15 protein-coding genes are annotated in these 19,099 nt (G+C 36.4%); 14 read left to right on the forward strand and 1 reads right to left on the reverse strand.

Going from position 1 to position 19,099, the window contains the following annotated elements:
• Positions 1–10 precede the first annotated feature (10 nt).
• The 3 genes from infB to BP18_RS05070 all read left to right on the forward strand — a co-directional run bounded on the left by infB (position 11) and on the right by BP18_RS05070 (position 4,030).
• A complete protein-coding gene (gene infB, locus BP18_RS05060; protein WP_035050387.1) occupies positions 11–2,311 on the forward strand; it encodes a translation initiation factor IF-2 in 2,301 nt (766 codons plus the stop codon).
• A gap of 23 nt (positions 2,312–2,334) precedes the next feature.
• On the forward strand, positions 2,335–2,682 hold the full coding sequence (rbfA, locus tag BP18_RS05065; protein WP_007724533.1) for a 30S ribosome-binding factor RbfA: 348 nt from the start codon (positions 2,335–2,337) through the stop codon (positions 2,680–2,682).
• 187 nt (positions 2,683–2,869) lie between these two features.
• Positions 2,870–4,030: a LysM peptidoglycan-binding domain-containing protein gene (locus BP18_RS05070; protein WP_029276971.1), complete on the forward strand. Its 1,161-nt coding sequence runs from the start codon at positions 2,870–2,872 to the stop codon at positions 4,028–4,030.
• Between the two features lie 128 nt (positions 4,031–4,158).
• Here the strand turns inward: BP18_RS05070 and BP18_RS05075 are convergent, their stop codons facing one another.
• Positions 4,159–5,001, reverse strand: a complete 843-nt coding sequence (locus tag BP18_RS05075; RefSeq protein ID WP_007724529.1) for a DegV family protein — start codon at positions 4,999–5,001, stop codon at positions 4,159–4,161.
• 160 nt (positions 5,002–5,161) lie between these two features.
• Between BP18_RS05075 and truB the strand changes: the two genes are divergently transcribed.
• The 11 genes from truB to BP18_RS12795 all read left to right on the forward strand — a co-directional run bounded on the left by truB (position 5,162) and on the right by BP18_RS12795 (position 18,914).
• Positions 5,162–6,079, forward strand: a complete 918-nt coding sequence (gene truB, locus BP18_RS05080) for a tRNA pseudouridine(55) synthase TruB (protein WP_007724526.1) — start codon at positions 5,162–5,164, stop codon at positions 6,077–6,079.
• 15 nt (positions 6,080–6,094) lie between these two features.
• The gene (ribF, locus tag BP18_RS05085; RefSeq protein WP_007724524.1) at positions 6,095–7,066 is read left to right on the forward strand and encodes a riboflavin biosynthesis protein RibF; all 972 of its coding nucleotides are present in this window, start codon (positions 6,095–6,097) and stop codon (positions 7,064–7,066) included.
• A 270-nt stretch (positions 7,067–7,336) separates the two neighbouring features.
• Positions 7,337–8,551 carry an argininosuccinate synthase gene (locus tag BP18_RS05090; protein ID WP_029276974.1) on the forward strand — a complete coding sequence of 405 codons (1,215 nt, stop codon included), beginning with the start codon at positions 7,337–7,339 and terminating at the stop codon, positions 8,549–8,551.
• A gap of 42 nt (positions 8,552–8,593) precedes the next feature.
• Entirely contained in the window at positions 8,594–9,973 is a 1,380-nt protein-coding gene (argH, locus tag BP18_RS05095) for an argininosuccinate lyase (protein ID WP_029276976.1), read from the forward strand.
• A 216-nt stretch (positions 9,974–10,189) separates the two neighbouring features.
• On the forward strand, positions 10,190–11,227 hold the full coding sequence (gene hrcA / locus BP18_RS05105; RefSeq protein WP_007724518.1) for a heat-inducible transcriptional repressor HrcA: 1,038 nt from the start codon (positions 10,190–10,192) through the stop codon (positions 11,225–11,227).
• A gap of 19 nt (positions 11,228–11,246) precedes the next feature.
• Positions 11,247–11,825 (forward strand): nucleotide exchange factor GrpE, encoded by a 579-nt coding sequence (grpE, locus tag BP18_RS05110; protein WP_029278340.1) that lies wholly within the window; start codon positions 11,247–11,249, stop codon positions 11,823–11,825.
• 51 nt (positions 11,826–11,876) lie between these two features.
• Positions 11,877–13,706: a molecular chaperone DnaK gene (dnaK, locus tag BP18_RS05115; protein WP_029278339.1), complete on the forward strand. Its 1,830-nt coding sequence runs from the start codon at positions 11,877–11,879 to the stop codon at positions 13,704–13,706.
• 130 nt (positions 13,707–13,836) lie between these two features.
• Positions 13,837–14,994: a molecular chaperone DnaJ gene (gene dnaJ / locus BP18_RS05120; protein WP_155860447.1), complete on the forward strand. Its 1,158-nt coding sequence runs from the start codon at positions 13,837–13,839 to the stop codon at positions 14,992–14,994.
• A 185-nt stretch (positions 14,995–15,179) separates the two neighbouring features.
• Positions 15,180–17,003: a translation elongation factor 4 gene (gene lepA / locus BP18_RS05125; RefSeq protein WP_007724512.1), complete on the forward strand. Its 1,824-nt coding sequence runs from the start codon at positions 15,180–15,182 to the stop codon at positions 17,001–17,003.
• 412 nt (positions 17,004–17,415) lie between these two features.
• The gene (locus BP18_RS12790) at positions 17,416–18,285 is read left to right on the forward strand and encodes an FAD/NAD(P)-binding protein (RefSeq protein WP_231549433.1); all 870 of its coding nucleotides are present in this window, start codon (positions 17,416–17,418) and stop codon (positions 18,283–18,285) included.
• The gene (locus tag BP18_RS12795) at positions 18,279–18,914 is read left to right on the forward strand and encodes an FAD/NAD(P)-binding protein (RefSeq protein ID WP_231549434.1); all 636 of its coding nucleotides are present in this window, start codon (positions 18,279–18,281) and stop codon (positions 18,912–18,914) included. Before BP18_RS12790 ends, BP18_RS12795 begins: the two co-directional genes overlap by 7 nt.
• The last annotated feature ends 185 nt before the right edge of the window (positions 18,915–19,099 follow it).

The raw sequence follows: 19,099 nt of genomic DNA on the forward strand, positions 1-19,099 counted from the left end.
GGGTGATAACATGGCTAAAAAACGTGTTTATGAGTACGCCAAAGAATTGGATGTACCAACTAAAAGTGTTATTGATAAAGCGAAAGAACTTGGGATTGACTACAATAGTCATATGTCTTCAATGGAAGATAAACAAGTAGAACAACTTAATCGTATTTTTGTTTCAACTAATAAAAATGGATCAACAAGTACTTCAAGTACAAAAAATCAAAAAGGTGGTAATCCTATAACGAATCAGAAGAATCAATCCAATCAAACAAACAAACCAGCAACGAACAAACCGGCTGCAACAAATAAGCCAGCAGCAACAAACAGACCGGCAGCAACAAACAAACCAACTACTACAAGTAGTTCAGCTGCCCAAACTGGGACTGGAAACCAAACACAACAACGTACGACAACTCAAGGTCCAAATAAGAATAAACGTACTGGTAACAGACCATTTAACCGTGGAAGCGTAGGAACACATGGTGGATTTAACAAACGTAAGAGAAAAGGTAAAAAAGGTGAAACTAAACCAGTAGCACCACCAGTTGCACGTAAATTTAAAGAACTACCTGAAGTTCTAGTGTACACAGATGGTATGACTGTAGCGGATATATCTAAAAAGATTTACCGTGAACCAGCTGAAATTATCAAAAAACTATTCTTGCTTGGTGTTGTAGCAACTCTGAACCAAAGTTTAGGTAAAGAAGCTATTGAATTACTTGCTGAAGAATATGGTATTCAAACAGAAGAAAAAATTCAAGTAGACGTTTCTGATTTAGATATTTACTTTGATCAAGAAGTGGTTGAAGAAAATCTTATCACTCGTCCACCAGTAGTCACAATCATGGGACACGTTGACCATGGTAAAACAACTTTGTTAGACTCACTTAGAAATACAAAAGTAAGTTTAGGCGAAGCCGGCGGAATTACACAACATATTGGTGCTTATCAAGTTGATGTTGATGGAAAAACCATTACTTTCTTAGATACACCAGGACACGCTGCCTTCACAACAATGCGTGCTCGTGGAGCAGACGTAACGGATATTACAATTATCGTTGTTGCGGCTGATGATGGAGTTATGCCACAAACAGTTGAAGCTATCAATCATGCTAAAGCTGCTGAAGTTCCAATTATCGTAGCTGTAAACAAAGTGGATAAACCAGATGCTAACCCTGAACGTGTGATGCAAGAATTAACAGAATACGGTTTAGTTCCAGAATCTTGGGGCGGAGATACAATATTCGTTGAAATCTCAGCTAAATTCGGTCAAAACTTAGACGAATTATTAGAAATGATTTTACTTGTCGCTGAAGTTGAAGATTTGAAAGCTGATCCTAAACGTTTAGCTCTTGGTTCAGTAATCGAAGCTCGTTTAGATAAATCTAAAGGTCCAATTGCGACTTTACTTGTACAAGAAGGAACACTTAATGTTGGAGACCCTATTGTAGTTGGAAACACTTATGGACGTGTCCGTGTAATGGTCAACGAAAATGGCCGTCGCGTTAAACATGCTGGTCCTTCTGCTCCAGTTGAAATCACTGGATTAAACACTGCTCCTCAAGCGGGAGATCAATTTGTTGTCTTTGAAGACGAAAAAACAGCTCGTGCTGCAGGCGAAACACGTGAGAAAAAAGCAATGGCTGAGCAACGTTCGGTAACGAACCGCGTAACAATCGATAACTTATTCTCTAGTTTGCAAGAAGGAGAATTGAAAGAAGTTAATGTTATCATCAAAGCAGACGTACAAGGTTCTGCTGAAGCATTATCATCAAGTTTGCAAAAAATTGATGTAGAAGGCGTACGTGTAAAAATGATTCATACTGCTGTTGGAGCAATCAACGAAAGTGATATTACTCTAGCTGCTGCAAGTAATGCTATCATTATCGGTTTTAACGTTCGTCCAACTCCTCAAGCTAAAATTCAAGCTGATCAAGAGCAAGTAGATATCCGTTTACACCGCATCATTTATAACGCAATCGATGAAATTGAAACAGCTATGAAAGGTCTATTAGACCCTGAATACGAAGAAAAAGTAACCGGACAAGCGGTTGTTCGTGAAACATTCAAAGTATCTAAAGTTGGAACAATTGCCGGAGGATTTGTTACAGATGGTTACATCACTCGTAGCAGCAGCATCCGCTTGATTCGTGATAATATCGTTATCTTTGAAGGCGAATTAGCAAGTTTGAAACGCTTTAAAGACGACGCTAAAGAAGTTAAAAAAGGCTTTGAATGTGGATTTATGGTCAAAGATTACAATGAAGTTGAAGTTGATGATATTATTGAAGCTTATGAAATGGTTGAAATTAAACGTAAGTAATACGTAAGAAAGAAGGGTTAAACATGGCAAATCATAGAATTGGACGTGTTTCACAAGAAATTCAAAGAGAAGTAAATGATATCTTGAAAAAACGCGTGAAAGATCCACGGGTTGCTGATGTAAATATAACCGACGTACGTGTAACCGGTGATCTCCAACAAGCAACTGTTTTTTATAGTATTCTATCTGATAAAGCTAGTGAACGTGAAAAAACGCAATTAGGATTAGATAAAGCATCTGGTTTAGTTAGAAGTGAGTTAGGCAAACGTTTGTCGCTCTACAAAACGCCAGAAATCAGTTTTGAACGTGATGAATCTGTTGAATATGGAAATCATATTGATGAATTGTTGCGTAATTTAAATAAAGACTAAAAAAAACCTCCAAGGGGCAACCTTTTGGAGGTTTTTTTGTAAAAATTTTAAAATAAAAGGATTAAAAAAATTTATTAAAAACTAGAATAGTTGTTCGAAGTGGTATAATAAAGGTGAAAGAAGGGCCAATAACATAGTATAAAATCGCATTGAAAAACTTACTTAAAAAAATAAAGGAGTGAGTAAAATGCGTTTTAAATTTGGATTGGTTAGCCTTCTAGTATCATTTTTGCTCTTAATCAGCTTAGCTTTTGCTTTACCCGTTACTGCAGCTAGCTCTCAGTATGTTACTAAAGGAAATACGACGTCTAAAGTGGTTGCCTTAACATTTGATGATGGGGCCGATGGTAAAAATATTACTAAGATTCTACAAATTTTAAACACCAATAAAATTAAATCTACCTTTTTCATTACTGGAAAAGCAGCTGAAAATCATCCACAATTGATTAAAATGATTGTTTCTCAAGGTCACGAAATAGGAAATCATTCTTATTATCATCCTAATTTCACTAAAATGACCGCAACTCAGATTAAAACAGAATTAGATAAAGCAGACGCCGCTATTAAAAAAACGGCGGGGAAGACCACGAAACCTTATTTCCGTGCACCTTTTGGTTCGGTAAACACGGCTACATTATTAGCAGTGGGAAATTTAGGTTATACAAACACCATTGGTTGGACAATTGATACTGTCGATTGGAAAGGTGTTTCTTCATCAGAAATCACTAAAAAAGTAGTAAATAATGAAACTCCAGGAATGATTGTTTTGATGCACACAGGAGAAGGAGCACCAGGCACTCCAGGAGCCCTTCAAACGATGATCAACCAATTGAAAGCAAAAGGTTATACATTCGTTACGGTGAGCCAATTATTATCGACCATACCAACTAAAGCTAGCAGTGGTCAACACGTTGTTAAATCTGGAGATACATTAACTAAAATTTCCGCATTGTATGGTGTTACAGTTCAACAATTGACAACAGCTAATCAGCTAACGAATATGAACTTGATTCGTGTTGGTCAACTACTCATTATTCCGACTACTAATTATACTGTCAAGGCGGGTGATATATTGATCAAAATTGCTAAGGCACACAATGTAACGGTTCAACAGTTAGTGGATACCAATAAATTGACTAACCCAAATTTGCTGAAAATCGGTCAGATTCTAAAGATTCCTGCTAAACTTGCAGCAACGACAATGAACTATAAGGTTAAATCAGGAGATACACTATACAGTATTGCTAATAAATATGGGGTGAAAGTTCAGTCAATCGTCACCGCTAATAAGTTAGCTAGTGCTAATGTCATAACGGTTGGCCAAGTGTTAAAAATACCGACTAAATAACCTGTTCAATTGCTATGGAACCAAGCTATGTCTTACGTTTCACTTTATAAACCCGTTCAATTTGTGCATCAAAAAATTAAATATTGAATAGCAAAAGAGGCTGGGAAAATCCCAGCCTCTTTTAATAATTATTTTTTAAGGTAAGAAATAGCAAATGCTTCTTTACCAGCATGAGCCATTAAAGTAGGGCAAGCATAACCAATGTGCATTGGAACTCCAGGGAAATTTTCTTTCAGTGAACGAATAATTTTTTCGGAAAAAGGATTTAAACCAATATGAGTAAAACCAATTTGTTTGATGTCAGCTGATGATTTCATCTCCATAATGATACTTTCTACTTTCTTTTGTAAAGCTTTTAATCCTCTACCTTTTACTTCTGGTATTAACGCTTCAGGTGTGAAGTTTAACATCAGTTTAATATTTAAGAAAGTAGAAATTCGACCTAAAGTTTGGTTCATGCGACCACCTTTAATTAAATTGTCTAAGTTGACAATCCCAATATACATTTTAGTATTCCATTTAATCAATTCAAGTTCTTGTTTGATTTCTTCTATAGACGCTCCTTGTTGCGCTAACTCAGCTGCCCTTATTACTTGATAGGCTAGTGGACGATCGACAAATTGGCTGTCGAATATCGTTACCTTTGATGAAGATAACATCGCTCCTTGTTGAGCTGCAGAACATGTGCCGGTTAAATAGCCAGCTACATGAATCGAAAGGACTTCACTGCCATTGGATCCTAAGCGGTTATACGTTTCCGCCATTTGCCCAATAGAAGGTTGAGAAGTCTTAGGCAACACTGGGCTTTTCTCCATTAGGTGTAAGAATTCAGCTTTAGAGACAGTAATATCATCATAATATAGCGAGTGATCTAACATTGCAGCTAGTGGTACAACTGTAATATTGTATTTTTCTTGTTCTTCTTTTGATAATTGGACAGTAGAATCTGTCACTATTTTAATGGGATTCATTTGTAATCCTCCTACAGAAAATCATTAACTGTATAATAATATCAAATTTTTGATTAAAAAACCATTATTTTTAGTTGTTTACTCAACTTTTAAAGCATGACGATTAGTAAAAAAATATGGTATACTAGGAGAGTTAAAAATGGAAGGTTGGGGTTAAACGATGGAAGGTATTCTCCCTTTATGGAAAGAACGTGGCATGACCAGCCATGATTGTGTATTTAAACTTAGAAAAATTTTAAAAACAAAAAAAATTGGACATACAGGTACTCTGGATCCAGATGTCGACGGTGTATTACCTATTTGTGTTGGAAAAGCCACAAAAGTTGTAGAATACATGATGGAAACAGGTAAAGGGTACATAGGTGAAATTACACTGGGCTATTCAACAACGACAGAAGACCGTAGTGGTGAAATTGTTGAACAAGTGAAAGTAGAACGTATTCCAACATTGGAAGCTGTTGACGCTGCAATGAAAGAAATGGAAGGAAAAATCACTCAAGTTCCGCCCATGTATTCTGCTGTAAAAGTAAATGGTAGAAAGTTGTATGAATACGCTCGCGCTGGTGAAACGGTTGAACGCCCTGTTCGAATAGCTGACATAAAATCATTTAAACGTACTTCGGATATTTTGGTAGATGAAGAGCAAGGAACTGTTTCATGGAAATTTGAGGTAGCTTGTGGAAAAGGAACTTATGTCCGTACGTTAGCAGTGGATTTAGGCGCAAAGATGGGTTACCCGGCACATATGTCAGACTTAACACGTATATTAAGTGGAACTTTTAAAGCAAGCGATTGTTTAACCTTAGCTCAAGTTGCTGAAAAAATGGAACAGCAAGAAATTGAAGAAGCATTATTTCCTTTAGAATTTGGATTAAAAGAATTAGCGTCATTCGACATTGATGAAGTTTTATTGGATAAAGTAAAAAATGGCTCTGTACTGCCACTGGATACGGTGCCTAAAGAGTTATCTATGCCAGTTGTCTTTACTTATCTGCAAAAAGCGGTCAGTATTTATGCTATCCATCCACAAAAGAAAGATTTTTTAAAACCCGTCAAAGTTTTACGGAATAATATATAGAGGAGTTTTTACACTATGAAAATCATTAAACTGCGTCATCCATACCAAGCAAATGAAATCCCTGAAGATGAAGTGGTATTAGCTTTAGGTTTTTTTGATGGTGTGCATAGAGGGCATCAAGAAGTGATTGGTAGAGCAAAAAACATTGCTGATAAAAACAATCTGAAATTAGCTGTGATGACGTTTAATCAGCATCCTTCTATTGTATTTAAAAAATTAGATCCTGATCAACACAAATATCTTTCCACTGTTTCTCGTAAAGAAGAACTGATGGATAAAATAGGGGTTGACTACCTTTATGAAGTAGACTTTACGTCTGCCTTTGCTAGCTTATCTCCGCAAGATTTTGTGGAACAATACATTATTAATCTCCATGCAAAAACGGTTGTTGCTGGTTTTGATTATACATTTGGTAAAAAAGAAGTGGCTTCAATGGAGCATTTGCCAATGTACGCAAATAATCGTTTTGACATTGTAGTGGTGGAGAAACAAACGTTAAAAGAAAAAAAAATCAGTTCTACACGCATTCGCTTAGCTTTAGAAATCGGCGACATGGCTGTTGCAAATAAACTTTTAGGGTATACTTATGCTACTCCAGGAAGAGTCGTACATGGCGATGCTAGAGGAAGGTTACTTGGTTTCCCGACAGCCAATATTGAAGTTGAAAATTTTGTTAAGCTGCCACGCATAGGCGTGTATGCTGTTGAAATTTTAGTTGGTGGTCAAGTTTATAAAGGAATGGCCTCTATCGGTCATAATGTAACTTTTGAACCGAATCGTCCATTGACGGTTGAAGTGTACATTCTTGATTTTAGCGATGATATCTATGGTGAAGAAGTTACGGTGTTTTGGCATGACTATTTACGAGGTGAAGAAAAGTTTGATTCCATTGATGCTTTGATCGCTCAATTGAAACAAGATGAATTAGATACGGTACATTTTTTTGAAAAAAAGGATTATTCAACTCAGGTAGATGAATTGTCTTAATGCCAAATCAATTAAACCAAAAAGACAAGAGACCGATTGTTTCTTGTCTTTTTTTTTGTCTATTAATGATAAATTGATGAATGGTATTTTTAACCAGTGGTTCTAATTTATACACGTTTTATGAATAAACGATAAATTTATACAATATTATTCCGGAATAAAGCTAAAAAATACACTATTTAGCATAAAAAAACACTTTAAGCTTGTTTTAATCTTCTTGCCATGTTAGGATACTTTCATGCAAGAAAATTAATCGGATGAGGTGTTTTTATGAATAAAGGAAAAGTAGTTTTAGCTTACTCAGGAGGATTGGATACTTCAGTATCTATTAAGTGGTTAATAGATGAAGGATACGAAGTCATTGCTTGTTGTTTAGATGTAGGAGAAGGAAAAAACTTAGATTTCATTAAAGAAAAAGCGATACAAATCGGAGCTTCTGCTTCTTATACGATCGACGCTAAAGAAGAATTTGCAAATGAGTTTGCATTGATTGCTTTACAAGCACATACGTATTACGAAGGCAAATACCCATTGATATCGGCGTTGTCTCGTCCACTCATTGCTAAAAAATTGGTTGAAGTAGCTATAAAAGAAGATGCCGTAGCTGTAGCACATGGTTGTACAGGAAAAGGAAATGACCAAGTTCGGTTTGAAGTAGCCATTCATTCTCTAGCGCCTCAATTAACGGTACTTGCACCTGTTCGTGATTGGACATGGTCAAGAGAAGAAGAAATCAATTATGCGATTGAACATTCTATTCCGGTTCCGATTGATTTAGATAATCCATTCTCTATCGATCAAAATCTTTGGGGAAGAAGCAACGAATGCGGTGTTTTAGAAAATCCTTGGATCGCACCACCGGAAGTGGCTTATGATTTAACAGCGAGTTTAGAAAATACGCCTGATACTCCTGAACTTATTGAAATTGAGTTTTTAGCAGGTGTACCGATTGCACTTGATGGTTCTAAATATGAATTGTCAGATTTGATTCAACAGTTGAACAGCATTGCTGGAAAACATGGAGTTGGACGGATCGATCATATCGAAAATAGATTGATTGGTATCAAATCTCGTGAAGTCTATGAAGCTCCTGGAGCGGTTACGCTTATGACGGCTCATAAAGAATTGGAAGATTTAACTTTTGTTAAAGATATTGCCCACTTTAAACCGCTTATCGAACAAAAAATAACTGAAATGATCTATAACGGATTGTGGTACAACCCATTAACTGAAAGTTTGATTGCTTTCTTGAAATCGACTCAAAAGTATGTAAATGGAACGGTACGGGTGAAACTATTTAAAGGACACGCAATCGTGGAAGGCAGAAAATCACCAAATTCTCTTTATGATGAGGATTTAGCAACGTACACTTCTGCAGATACATTTAATCAAGAAGCTTCTGTTGGATTTATTAAATTATGGGGACTGCCTACAAAAGTTCACGCTGAAGTGAATAAACCTAAGGATGCCATTAAGAATAAATAAACCAAAAAGAAAGTACTCTTAAATACGGATAGGATGACAAATATGAAAAAATTATGGGGCGGTCGTTTTGAAGGAGAAAACCAAAAATGGATCGATGAGTTTGGTGCTTCGATTGAAGTAGACCAAGTTTTAGCTGAAGAAGACATTATAGGAAGTTTGGCACATGTTAAAATGTTGGCTAAAACAGCTATTATTCTTCAAGAGGAAGCAGATGAAATCGTCAAAGGGTTAGAAAGTCTTTTAGAAAAAGCCCGGAAAAAAGAGTTGGAATTCTCTGTTGAAAATGAAGATATTCATTTGAATATTGAAACGCTGCTCCATAAAGAGATTGGACCTGTTGCTGGAAAATTGCATACTGCAAGAAGCAGAAATGATCAAGTGGCCACAGACATGCACCTTTATTTGAAAAATCAAGTTGGCGAAATCGCTGAAGTACTAGTGGATCTTGAAAAAGTTATTTTGTTAAAAGCGGAAAAACATGTCGAAACGATTATTCCTGGATATACACATTTGCAACATGCACAGCCAATATCTTTTGCGCACCATTTATTGGCTTATTACAACATGTTTAAACGCGATTTAGAAAGATACCAGGATAGCTTAAAACGAATTGATTGTTCACCATTAGGAGCAGCTGCTTTAGCAGGAACGACCTTTCCAATTGATCGCTTATACACTGCTGAACAACTCGGTTTCAGTTCGGTTTATTCAAATAGTATGGATGCTGTTAGCGACCGTGATTTCATCTTAGAATTTCTATCAAATAGCAGTATATTAATGATGCATCTCTCTCGTTTTTGCGAAGAAATCATTCTTTGGACAAGTCACGAGTATCAATTTGCTAGTTTAACAGATGCATTCTCAACTGGAAGTTCAATCATGCCGCAAAAGAAAAATCCTGACATGGCAGAACTAATACGTGGTAAGACTGGCAGAGTATATGGCAACTTATTTTCATTATTGACGGTGATGAAAAGTTTGCCGCTAGCTTATAATAAGGATTTGCAAGAAGACAAAGAAGGCATGTTCGATACAGTAAAAACCGTTAAAGATTGTTTGACGATATTTGCGGGTATGCTAGATGATATGATTATACATGAAGAAAAAATGAGTGAAGCAACTACAAAGGATTTTTCAAACGCAACGGAATTAGCCGATTATCTTGCTTCTAAAGGTATTCCATTTAGAGAAGCACATGAAATTGTCGGTAAATTAGTGTTGAAGTGCTTAAAAAAAGGCAATTACTTACAAGATATTTCTTTAGCAGAGTTTCAAGAAACAGCTCCAGTCATCCAAGAAGATGTCTATTCATTGTTAGAAGCGCGTGTAGCTGTAGAACGTAGAAACTCGTTAGGCGGCACTGGTTTTTCTCAAATTAAGTTTGAACTAGAAAAAGCAAAAAAAGAGTTTCCTATCATTTAATGAAAAAAAGAGAGTAAAAATGAAGCGATTTATTTTTACTCTCTTTTTTTTGAGCGAAAAACCGAATAAATCAAGCGGAAACTCAGTATTTTGGTTAAACGTCAAAATTAGTCAAAAAAGTAAGCAAAAATTATTGACAGAAACAATTATATTTGGTAAATTAATAAATGTATTAGCACTCAATAGTTTCAAGTGCTAAAAAAGAGGTGAGGTAACATGTTAACTGAAAGACAGATTTTAATTTTAAAATCTATCATTCGCTTATACACTTCATATGAGACGCCTATAGGGTCTAAAACCTTAATGAATGAAGCTGATATTAATTTTAGCTCAGCAACCATTCGGAATGAAATGGGACGTCTTGAAGAATTAGGCTTCATTGAAAAAACGCATTCGTCATCAGGTCGTGTTCCATCGTTGAAGGGCTATCGTTTTTATGTAGACTATCTAGTGCACCCAGCAAAAATTCAGAAAAAAGATCTTGCTGTCATAAAAGATGCTTTAGGCAATCAATTTAGACAGTTGGATGAAATTGTTTTTCAATCTGCTGAATTACTTTCTCAGTTGACCAGTTATACGGCAATTACGTTAGGTCCTGAAATTAAAGAAAGCATCTTAACCGGTTTTCGTTTGGTACCCTTAAATGATTATCAAGTCATGGCTATTTTAGTAACTGATAAAGGCCATGTAGAAAACCAAGTTGTTGCTATTCCAAAATCGATGGATGTTAACGAGCTAGAAAAAATTGTTCGCATTTTTAATGAACAATTGGTTGGTCTACCGTTAATGGAAGTATTTAAAAGACTGAAGACTGAAATTCCTTTGTTGCTAAACAAGTATGTTAGAACAAATGATGGGCTCATAAACACCTTCGAAGATATCTTTTTGAAGGCTGGACAAGATAGGATGCATGTTGGTGGAAGAATGAATATTTTAGATTTTTCGAATGAATTAAACGTCGAAAAATTCAAGTCTATTTATTCCTTGATGGATGGTACTCATGACTTGTCTTCTTTAGTGATTCCCAGCACTACTGGAATCACTGTAAAAATTGGCACGGAATTAAATAATGAGCTATTTAATGAGTTTAGTTTAATTACGGCAAGCTATGAGATTGAAGGATACAATTCAGGAGTCATTGCATTATTGGGGCCAACGAATATGCCTTATTCAAAAATGATCGGACTTGTGGATGTATTTCGAAATGAGCTTTCAAAAAAAATAATCGACTACTATCATTCTGTAGAAGATTAATCAAAAAGGAGCTGTTGATGTGTCTAGAAATAAAGATAAGAAGCAAGAACAAGAAGTGGTTGAAGAATCAACAACAGAAACAGTAGAAGAAACGGTTATTAAACCTGAAGAAACGACTGAATCTGTCGAAGTTGAACAACCAGAAGTAGATGAACTTGCTGAAGCAAAAGCTGCTTTAGAAGAAATGGAAAACAAATATTTGCGCGTGCAAGCTGAAATGGCAAATATCCAAAAACGTAATGCAAAAGAGCGTCAAGACGCTGCTAAATTCCGTTCTCAATCTTTAGCAACTGAATTGCTGCCAGTAATTGATAACTTAGAACGTGCTTTAGCTATAGAAGTAGCAGACGAGCAGGGCAAAAATTTGAAAAAGGGAATCGAAATGGTAATGGAAACATTCAATGCTGCCCTAAAAAGCGAAGGAATTGACGTTATTGATCCTCTAAATGAATCATTTGATCCGAATTATCATCAGGCTGTCCAAACAGTTCCCGTTGAAGACGGACAAACAAGTGAAACAGTTGTACAAGTTTTACAAAAAGGGTATGATTTAAAAGGACGTGTATTGCGTCCAGCAATGGTCATCGTTGCACAATAAAACGGATAAAAATATAAAAAACTAAAATAATAGATAAATGAGGGATTTAGAATGGGTAAAATAATTGGTATTGACTTAGGAACAACAAATTCAGCAGTTGCTGTATTAGAAGGCGGAGAAGCAAAAATTATTCCGAATCCAGAAGGTAACCGTACGACTCCTTCAGTCGTAGCTTTTAAAAATGGTGAAATGCAAGTTGGGGAAGTAGCAAAACGTCAGGCTGTAACAAACCCTAATACAATTAGTTCAATCAAACGTCATATTGGCGAAGCTGGATACTCAGTTGAAGTTGATGGGAAAAAATATACACCACAAGAAATTTCTGCAACAATTCTACAATACTTGAAAGGCTATGCTGAAAGCTATTTAGGCGAAACAGTTGATAAAGCTGTTATCACTGTTCCTGCTTACTTCAATGATGCACAACGTCAAGCAACAAAAGATGCTGGTAGAATTGCTGGTCTTGAAGTTGAACGTATTGTAAATGAACCAACTGCTGCTGCATTGGCTTATGGTTTAGACAAAACAGATAAAGAAGAAAAAGTATTAGTATTTGACCTTGGTGGTGGTACATTTGACGTTTCTATCCTTGAATTAGGTGACGGAGTATTTGATGTATTATCTACTGCTGGAGACAACAAATTAGGTGGAGATGATTTTGATAACAAAATCATGGACTACTTGGTAGCTGAGTTTAAAAAAGAGAACGGTGTTGACTTATCTAAAGATAAAATGGCTGTTCAACGTTTGAAAGATGCTGCTGAAAAAGCTAAAAAAGATTTATCAGGCGTAACTTCAACACAAATCAGCTTACCATTTATTACCGCTGGTGAAGCTGGACCATTGCACTTAGAAATCAACTTAACTCGTGCAAAATTTGATGAATTAACTTATGACTTAGTAGAACGTACTAAAGGACCAGTTCGTCAAGCTCTTAAAGATGCTGGTTTAAGCACATCTGAAATTGATGAAGTTATCTTAGTTGGTGGATCAACACGTATTCCAGCTGTTGTAGATGCTGTACGTAAAGAAGCTGGCAAAGAACCAAACAAATCTGTTAACCCGGATGAAGTTGTAGCAATGGGTGCTGCAATCCAAGGTGGAGTTATCACTGGTGATGTTAAAGATATCGTATTATTAGATGTTACTCCATTATCATTAGGTATTGAAACAATGGGTGGCGTATTTACTAAATTGATTGACCGTAATACAACCATTCCAACAAGTAAATCACAAGTATTCTCAACTGCTGCTGATAACCAACCAGCTGTTGATGTACACGTAATGCAAGGTGAACGTCCAATGGCAGCTGACAACAAAACGTTAGGTCGCTTCCAATTGACTGATATTCCTGCTGCACCTCGTGGTATTCCTCAAATCGAAGTAACATTTGATATTGATAAAAACGGAATTGTTAACGTAAGTGCGAAAGATTTAGGAACTCAAAAGGAACAAACGATTACAATCAAATCTTCTTCAGGTTTAACAGATGAAGAAATCGAACGTATGGTTAAAGATGCAGAATCTAATGCTGAAGCAGACAAAGCTCGTAAAGAAGAAGTAGAATTACGTAACGAAGTAGATCAATTATTATTCCAAGTTGATAAAACAATCACTGAACTTGAAGGTAAAGTTGATGAAGCTGAAGTTAAAAAAGCTGAAGAAGCTCGTGATGAATTAAAAGCTGCTGTTGAAGCAAATGATCTTGAAACAATGAAAACTAAACGCGATGAATTAAATGAAATCGTTCAAGCTTTAACAGTTAAATTGTATGAACAAGCTGCTCAAGCTCAAGCAGAAGCAAACCCTGAAGATGCACAAGGTGGATCTGATGATGTTGTAGACGCTGATTTTGAAGAAGTCGATGACGAAAACAAATAATCTTTATAACTAGAGGATGGAAGAGGAAAGCCAAGGCAAATTGCTTTTGGCTTTTTCTTCTAGATATGCTATGCTCATTAAGGCGAATTTAAAGATTTATTATAAAATTGTCACGTAACGATGGAGGGAAATTATGGCTAAAAGAGACTTATACGAAGTGTTAGGAGTATCAAAAGGTGCTTCTGACGATGAAATAAAAAAGGCTTACCGAAAATTATCAAAAAAGTTCCATCCAGACATCAACAAAGAAGCTGGGGCAGAAGATAAATTTAAAGAAGTTGCAGAAGCCTATGAAGTATTAAGCGATGCGAATAAACGCGCTGCTTATGACCAATATGGCCATGCAAGTACAGATCCAAACTTTGGAGCAGGCGGCGGTTTCGGCGGCGGAGGCTTTGGTGGTGGTTTCGGTGGCGGCGGATTTGAAGATATCTTTGAATCTTTCTTTGGTGGCGGTGGTCGTTCACAAAATCCAAACGCACCTCGTCAAGGGGAAGATTTACAGTATTCAGTAAATCTTGAATTTGAAGAAGCTATTTTCGGAAAAGAAACGACCATCAGCTACAATCGTGAAGAAGAATGTAAAACGTGTCATGGAGATGGTGCTAAACCTGGTACTCATCCTGTAACGTGTTCTAAATGTCGTGGTACAGGTTCATTAAATGTTGAACGAAATACTCCGCTTGGTCGCGTAATGACTCGTCAAACGTGTGATGTTTGTCATGGTACTGGTAAAGAAATTAAAGAGTCTTGTCCAACTTGTCATGGTTCTGGACATATGAAAGACAAACATACAGTTAAAGTGACTGTCCCTGCAGGTGTTGAAGACGGCAATCAAATGCGCTTAAATGGTCAAGGTGAAGCCGGCAAGAATGGCGGACCATACGGTGATTTATATGTTGTTTTCCGTGTGAAAGCTAGCAGAGAATTTGAACGTAATGGATCAGAAATTTATTATGAATTGCCAATCAATTTTGTCCAAGCTACTTTAGGAGATGAAGTCGAAGTTCCAACTGTTCACGGTAATGTTAAACTTAAAATACCTGCTGGAACGCAAACTGGAACGAACTTCCGCTTGAGAGGCAAAGGTGCTCCTAAATTACGTGGTACTGGTACTGGAGATCAACACGTAAAAATTAAACTGGTTACACCAAAAAACTTATCAAAAGAACAAACAGAATTGTTGAGACAATTTGCTAAAGCAAGTGGTATGGACGTTGACGAACAAGACGGTTCTATTTTTGATAAAGTAAAAGATGCCTTTAAAGCAGATAAGAAAAAGAAATGAACCGATTTCTTTAAATAAGTGTGAGCCTTAGTTAAACTGAAAAGAAAACCTAAGTATAACTGCTTAGGTTTTCTTTTTTAGTTTAAACGTTCGTTTCGCTCTAATCCATTGTAATTCAAGGGTTTCACTGGTATAATTTACAGTGACACTTTTTCGGAATAAATAATGAAGGTAGGCACGACTAAATGAATAAACAAGAATTACTGGAAAGACAAAAACGCATTCGGAATTTTTCCATTATTGCCCATATTGACCATGGAAAATCAACATTAGCCGATCGTATTTTACAAATGACGCACACGGTCGCTGATCGTGACATGCAAGCACAATTATTGGATTCTATGGATCTTGAACGTGAACGAGGCATCACCATTAAACTAAATGCGATTGAATTGAACTATACGGCAAAAGATGGCGAAACATATACGTTACACTTGATTGACACACCAGGTCACGTCGATTTCACGTATGAAGTTTCAAGAAGTTTAGCAGCCTGTGAAGGAGCTATTCTGGTTGTAGATGCAGCCCAAGGAATTGAAGCCCAAACATTGGCAAACGTTTATCTTGCGTTAGACAACGATCTTGAGATTATTCCGGTTATCAACAAAATAGATTTACCAGCTGCAGATCCAGAACGTGTTCGTGCTGAGATTGAAGATGTAATTGGAATCGATGCAAGCGATGCCGTTTTAGCGAGCGCTAAAGCTGGTATTGGAATCGAAGATATCTTAGAACAAATCGTTGAAAGAGTTCCTGCTCCAGTTGGTGATACTGACAGTCCTTTGAAAGCTTTAATATTTGACTCAGCTTACGATGCTTATCGTGGAGTAGTATTGAATATTCGTGTGATGGAAGGGATGATCAAACCTGGAGATACCATGAAAATGATGAGTAACGGAAAAACATTTGAAGTAGCTGAAGTGGGCATCTTCTCACCTAAACCGATCAAACGTGATTTCTTGATGGTTGGTGACGTTGGATACGTTACAGCTAATATCAAAACCGTTCAAGATACGCGAGTTGGGGATACAATCACATTAGCAAACAATCCTGCTGAAGAATCATTAGAAGGCTACCGCAAAATGACGCCAATGGTTTATTGTGGAATGTACCCAATTGATTCATCTCGTTATGGCGATTTAAGAGACGCTTTAGACAAGTTACAATTAAATGATGCAGCTCTACAATTCGAAGCTGAAACGTCTCAAGCGCTTGGATTTGGGTATCGTTGTGGGTTCTTAGGACTTTTACACATGGACGTTATTCAAGAACGTCTTGAACGTGAATTTAACTTAGATTTGATTACAACAGCTCCATCCGTTATTTACCACGCTAACTTAACAGATGGTACGCAACAAATCGTAGCTAACCCGGCTGAAATGCCTGAGCCAGGTGTAATTGAATCAATCGAAGAACCTTACGTTAAAGCAACAATCATGGTTCCGAATGATTACGTTGGTGCAGTTATGGAAATTTCACAACGCAAACGTGGTGACTTCTTAACAATGGATTACATGGATGATAACCGTGTAAACGTGGTTTATGAAATTCCATTATCAGAAATCGTTTATGATTTCTTTGATAAATTAAAATCAAGTACTAAAGGATATGCTTCTTTAGATTACGAAATGATTGGCTATAAGAAGAGCGCTCTTTCTAAGATGGATATTCTATTGAACGGTGAAAAAGTAGATGCTTTAGGATTTATCGTCCATAAAGACTTTGCTTTCAACCGTGGTAAAGCCATTGTTGATCAATTGAAGACGATCATTCCAAGACATCAATTCGAAATTCCAGTTCAAGCAGCAATCGGACAAAAAATTGTTGCACGTTCAAACATCAAAGCCTTGCGTAAAGATGTTACAGCTAAATTATATGGTGGTGACGTAACCCGTCGTCAAAAACTATTGAAGAAACAAAAAGCTGGTAAAAAACGTATGAAACAAGTCGGATCAGTTGAAGTACCTCAAGAAGCGTTTATGTCTGTACTTAAGATGGACGACGAATAAATCGTTGATATAACAGTGTTTTTATTGGGGATTTTATGACTTGATTTAATGATTTGCCTACCATTTGCTTACCAAAATAAATTGGCTTTTCGTCAAATGGTGTGGATGAGCTAAATTTAGTTAAAAATATAATCTGATTTAGGCAGCGTGAGGCAACGTACTCACGCTGTTTTTTTAGTCTCTTGGCATAAAGTGTGGTTAATTTCTTGCGTACCATATGTTTTGAACCAAAATCAAAATTCGTGGATGAGACTAAAAAATTTCTTTAGCTTTGAAAATCGATAAAAACATTTTAATTTCGATAAACAGATCCGAAATTGAAAAATAACGACTAAAATAACTTGATATTTAAAAGTATGAACTATTCAGGTATAATTAGATGGATTAGTTTTGTAGTTACAGGAGGATAACAATGGATATTGCTATTGTAGGAGCTGGAATTTCTGGTTCCAATGTATTAAAAAGTTTAATAACCCATCCGAATTTCCAAGCGGATGACTTAATTGATGTCTATGAACCCCGTCAGTCTCTAGGCTCAGGTTTACCTTATGAACCAACTGACGACGAATCAATTATGTTAAACACCTCTTCGGATGTTTTGAGTGTGGATGAAAATAATGAATTAGATTTTACGGAATGGTTAGAAAGTCATTTTAAAGAACCAACGAATTTTGAGCAACTCGTTTCACGACCACATTATGGAAAATATTTAGTGGAGCGCTTTTCCCCATTCTATACGCACGAACAAGTACACCACGTTCAAAATACTGTTGTTGACGTTGAAGTGCTAGATGCTGCAACAAAAGAACCAGCAGATGACACACAAGACGGCAATTTTGTGTACCGTATTAAAACGGAAGACGGCTGGCAAGATAGTGTCTATGATGCGGTATTCTTTTCAGTTGGACATCCTGAATACAATGATTTCTATGATTTAAAAGGGACTGAAAATTATATTCATAACCCTTACCCAATGAAAGAAAAACTAGCAAATTTTGACAATAATCAAAAGATTTCAGTTGTTGGAAGTGGTGCTACAGGTGTTGACTTGATGCGTTTCTTCATGTCTAATTATGAATTAGAGCAACCTCTAACATTTTATGATTTAAAAGAACCGTTCTACTGTGTAGCTATTCCTTATGAGAAGGATGATTTTACCTATCACTTAACAAAAAATTGGGTGGAAGAACAAAAAGAAGTACACGGTGGGTTTATTCCGCTCCAAGTCATACTCGATACGATTAAAGATGATTTAAAACAAGAGAATGCTAAGCTATGGTAGTTTACAATCGTTATAAATCAGGAACGCTAGACGTTTTCCGCAAAGCATTTGATATGAAAGACCAGGAATTGGCAGCTGTTCAGAAATACGCGGCTAATTCTGTTCCAAATCTTCCGCATTTATATAATGCATTGTCAGGTGAAGACCAACAAGAGTATATGAAAAACTATTATCAGATTATGTTGTTTTTCAAAACGAAAGTACCTTACTACAGCTATCAGTGGTTATTTGAATTAATCGATGCGGGTAAAGTAGAAACCGTTGCTGGTTTAAAAGAAGTAAATGTTTTAGAAAATGGACGCTTCCAATTTGTGACGGAGGATAGCGAAGCCGAAGCTGATATTGTCGTTAACGCAACAGGTTTTATAAACAATATTGAAATACTGACTAAACACTCTGAGTTAATTAAAAATCTGTTCCATCGCCGCTTAATTATGCCGCATGTGAATGGGAAATTTATCTTAGTCGATTGGCCACAGTGTCGTGTGCTTAACCAACAATATGGACGTATGGATAATTTATTCTTCCTCGGTCTATTAATTGGTGGAACACAACATGAGAATAATGATGCCGGGCAAACGATTCAGCAAGCCCAATATACAGCAAAAGCGTTTATGGACGAACGATAATTTAACAATGAAATGAGCTCAGAACCCTTTGTGGTTCTGGGCTTTTTTGTTCACATGCGTATAAATTTCGGAATGGCCGGATTATTGTTATATTAAGGGTACGCAAATGGAACAAGCTATATGAATGCAAGAGGAATTTATATGGAAATCGAAGGTTACGAAAAATTAACGCTATGAGGTAAAAA

Source organism: Carnobacterium jeotgali MS3, from assembly GCF_000745125.1.
GTDB lineage: Bacteria > Bacillota > Bacilli > Lactobacillales > Carnobacteriaceae > Carnobacterium_B > Carnobacterium_B jeotgali.

Coding starts and splice junctions, on each gene's coding strand:
- argH (WP_029276976.1), top strand. CDS start 8,594: ATGAAAAAATTATGGGGCGGTCGTTTTGAAGGAGAAAACCAAAAATGG.
- dnaK (WP_029278339.1), top strand. CDS start 11,877: ATGGGTAAAATAATTGGTATTGACTTAGGAACAACAAATTCAGCAGTT.
- BP18_RS05075 (WP_007724529.1), bottom strand. CDS start 5,001: ATGAATCCCATTAAAATAGTGACAGATTCTACTGTCCAATTATCAAAA.
- infB (WP_035050387.1), top strand. CDS start 11: ATGGCTAAAAAACGTGTTTATGAGTACGCCAAAGAATTGGATGTACCA.
- lepA (WP_007724512.1), top strand. CDS start 15,180: ATGAATAAACAAGAATTACTGGAAAGACAAAAACGCATTCGGAATTTT.
- BP18_RS05090 (WP_029276974.1), top strand. CDS start 7,337: ATGAATAAAGGAAAAGTAGTTTTAGCTTACTCAGGAGGATTGGATACT.
- ribF (WP_007724524.1), top strand. CDS start 6,095: ATGAAAATCATTAAACTGCGTCATCCATACCAAGCAAATGAAATCCCT.
- BP18_RS12795 (WP_231549434.1), top strand. CDS start 18,279: ATGGTAGTTTACAATCGTTATAAATCAGGAACGCTAGACGTTTTCCGC.
- BP18_RS12790 (WP_231549433.1), top strand. CDS start 17,416: ATGGATATTGCTATTGTAGGAGCTGGAATTTCTGGTTCCAATGTATTA.
- rbfA (WP_007724533.1), top strand. CDS start 2,335: ATGGCAAATCATAGAATTGGACGTGTTTCACAAGAAATTCAAAGAGAA.
- hrcA (WP_007724518.1), top strand. CDS start 10,190: ATGTTAACTGAAAGACAGATTTTAATTTTAAAATCTATCATTCGCTTA.
- truB (WP_007724526.1), top strand. CDS start 5,162: ATGGAAGGTATTCTCCCTTTATGGAAAGAACGTGGCATGACCAGCCAT.
- BP18_RS05070 (WP_029276971.1), top strand. CDS start 2,870: ATGCGTTTTAAATTTGGATTGGTTAGCCTTCTAGTATCATTTTTGCTC.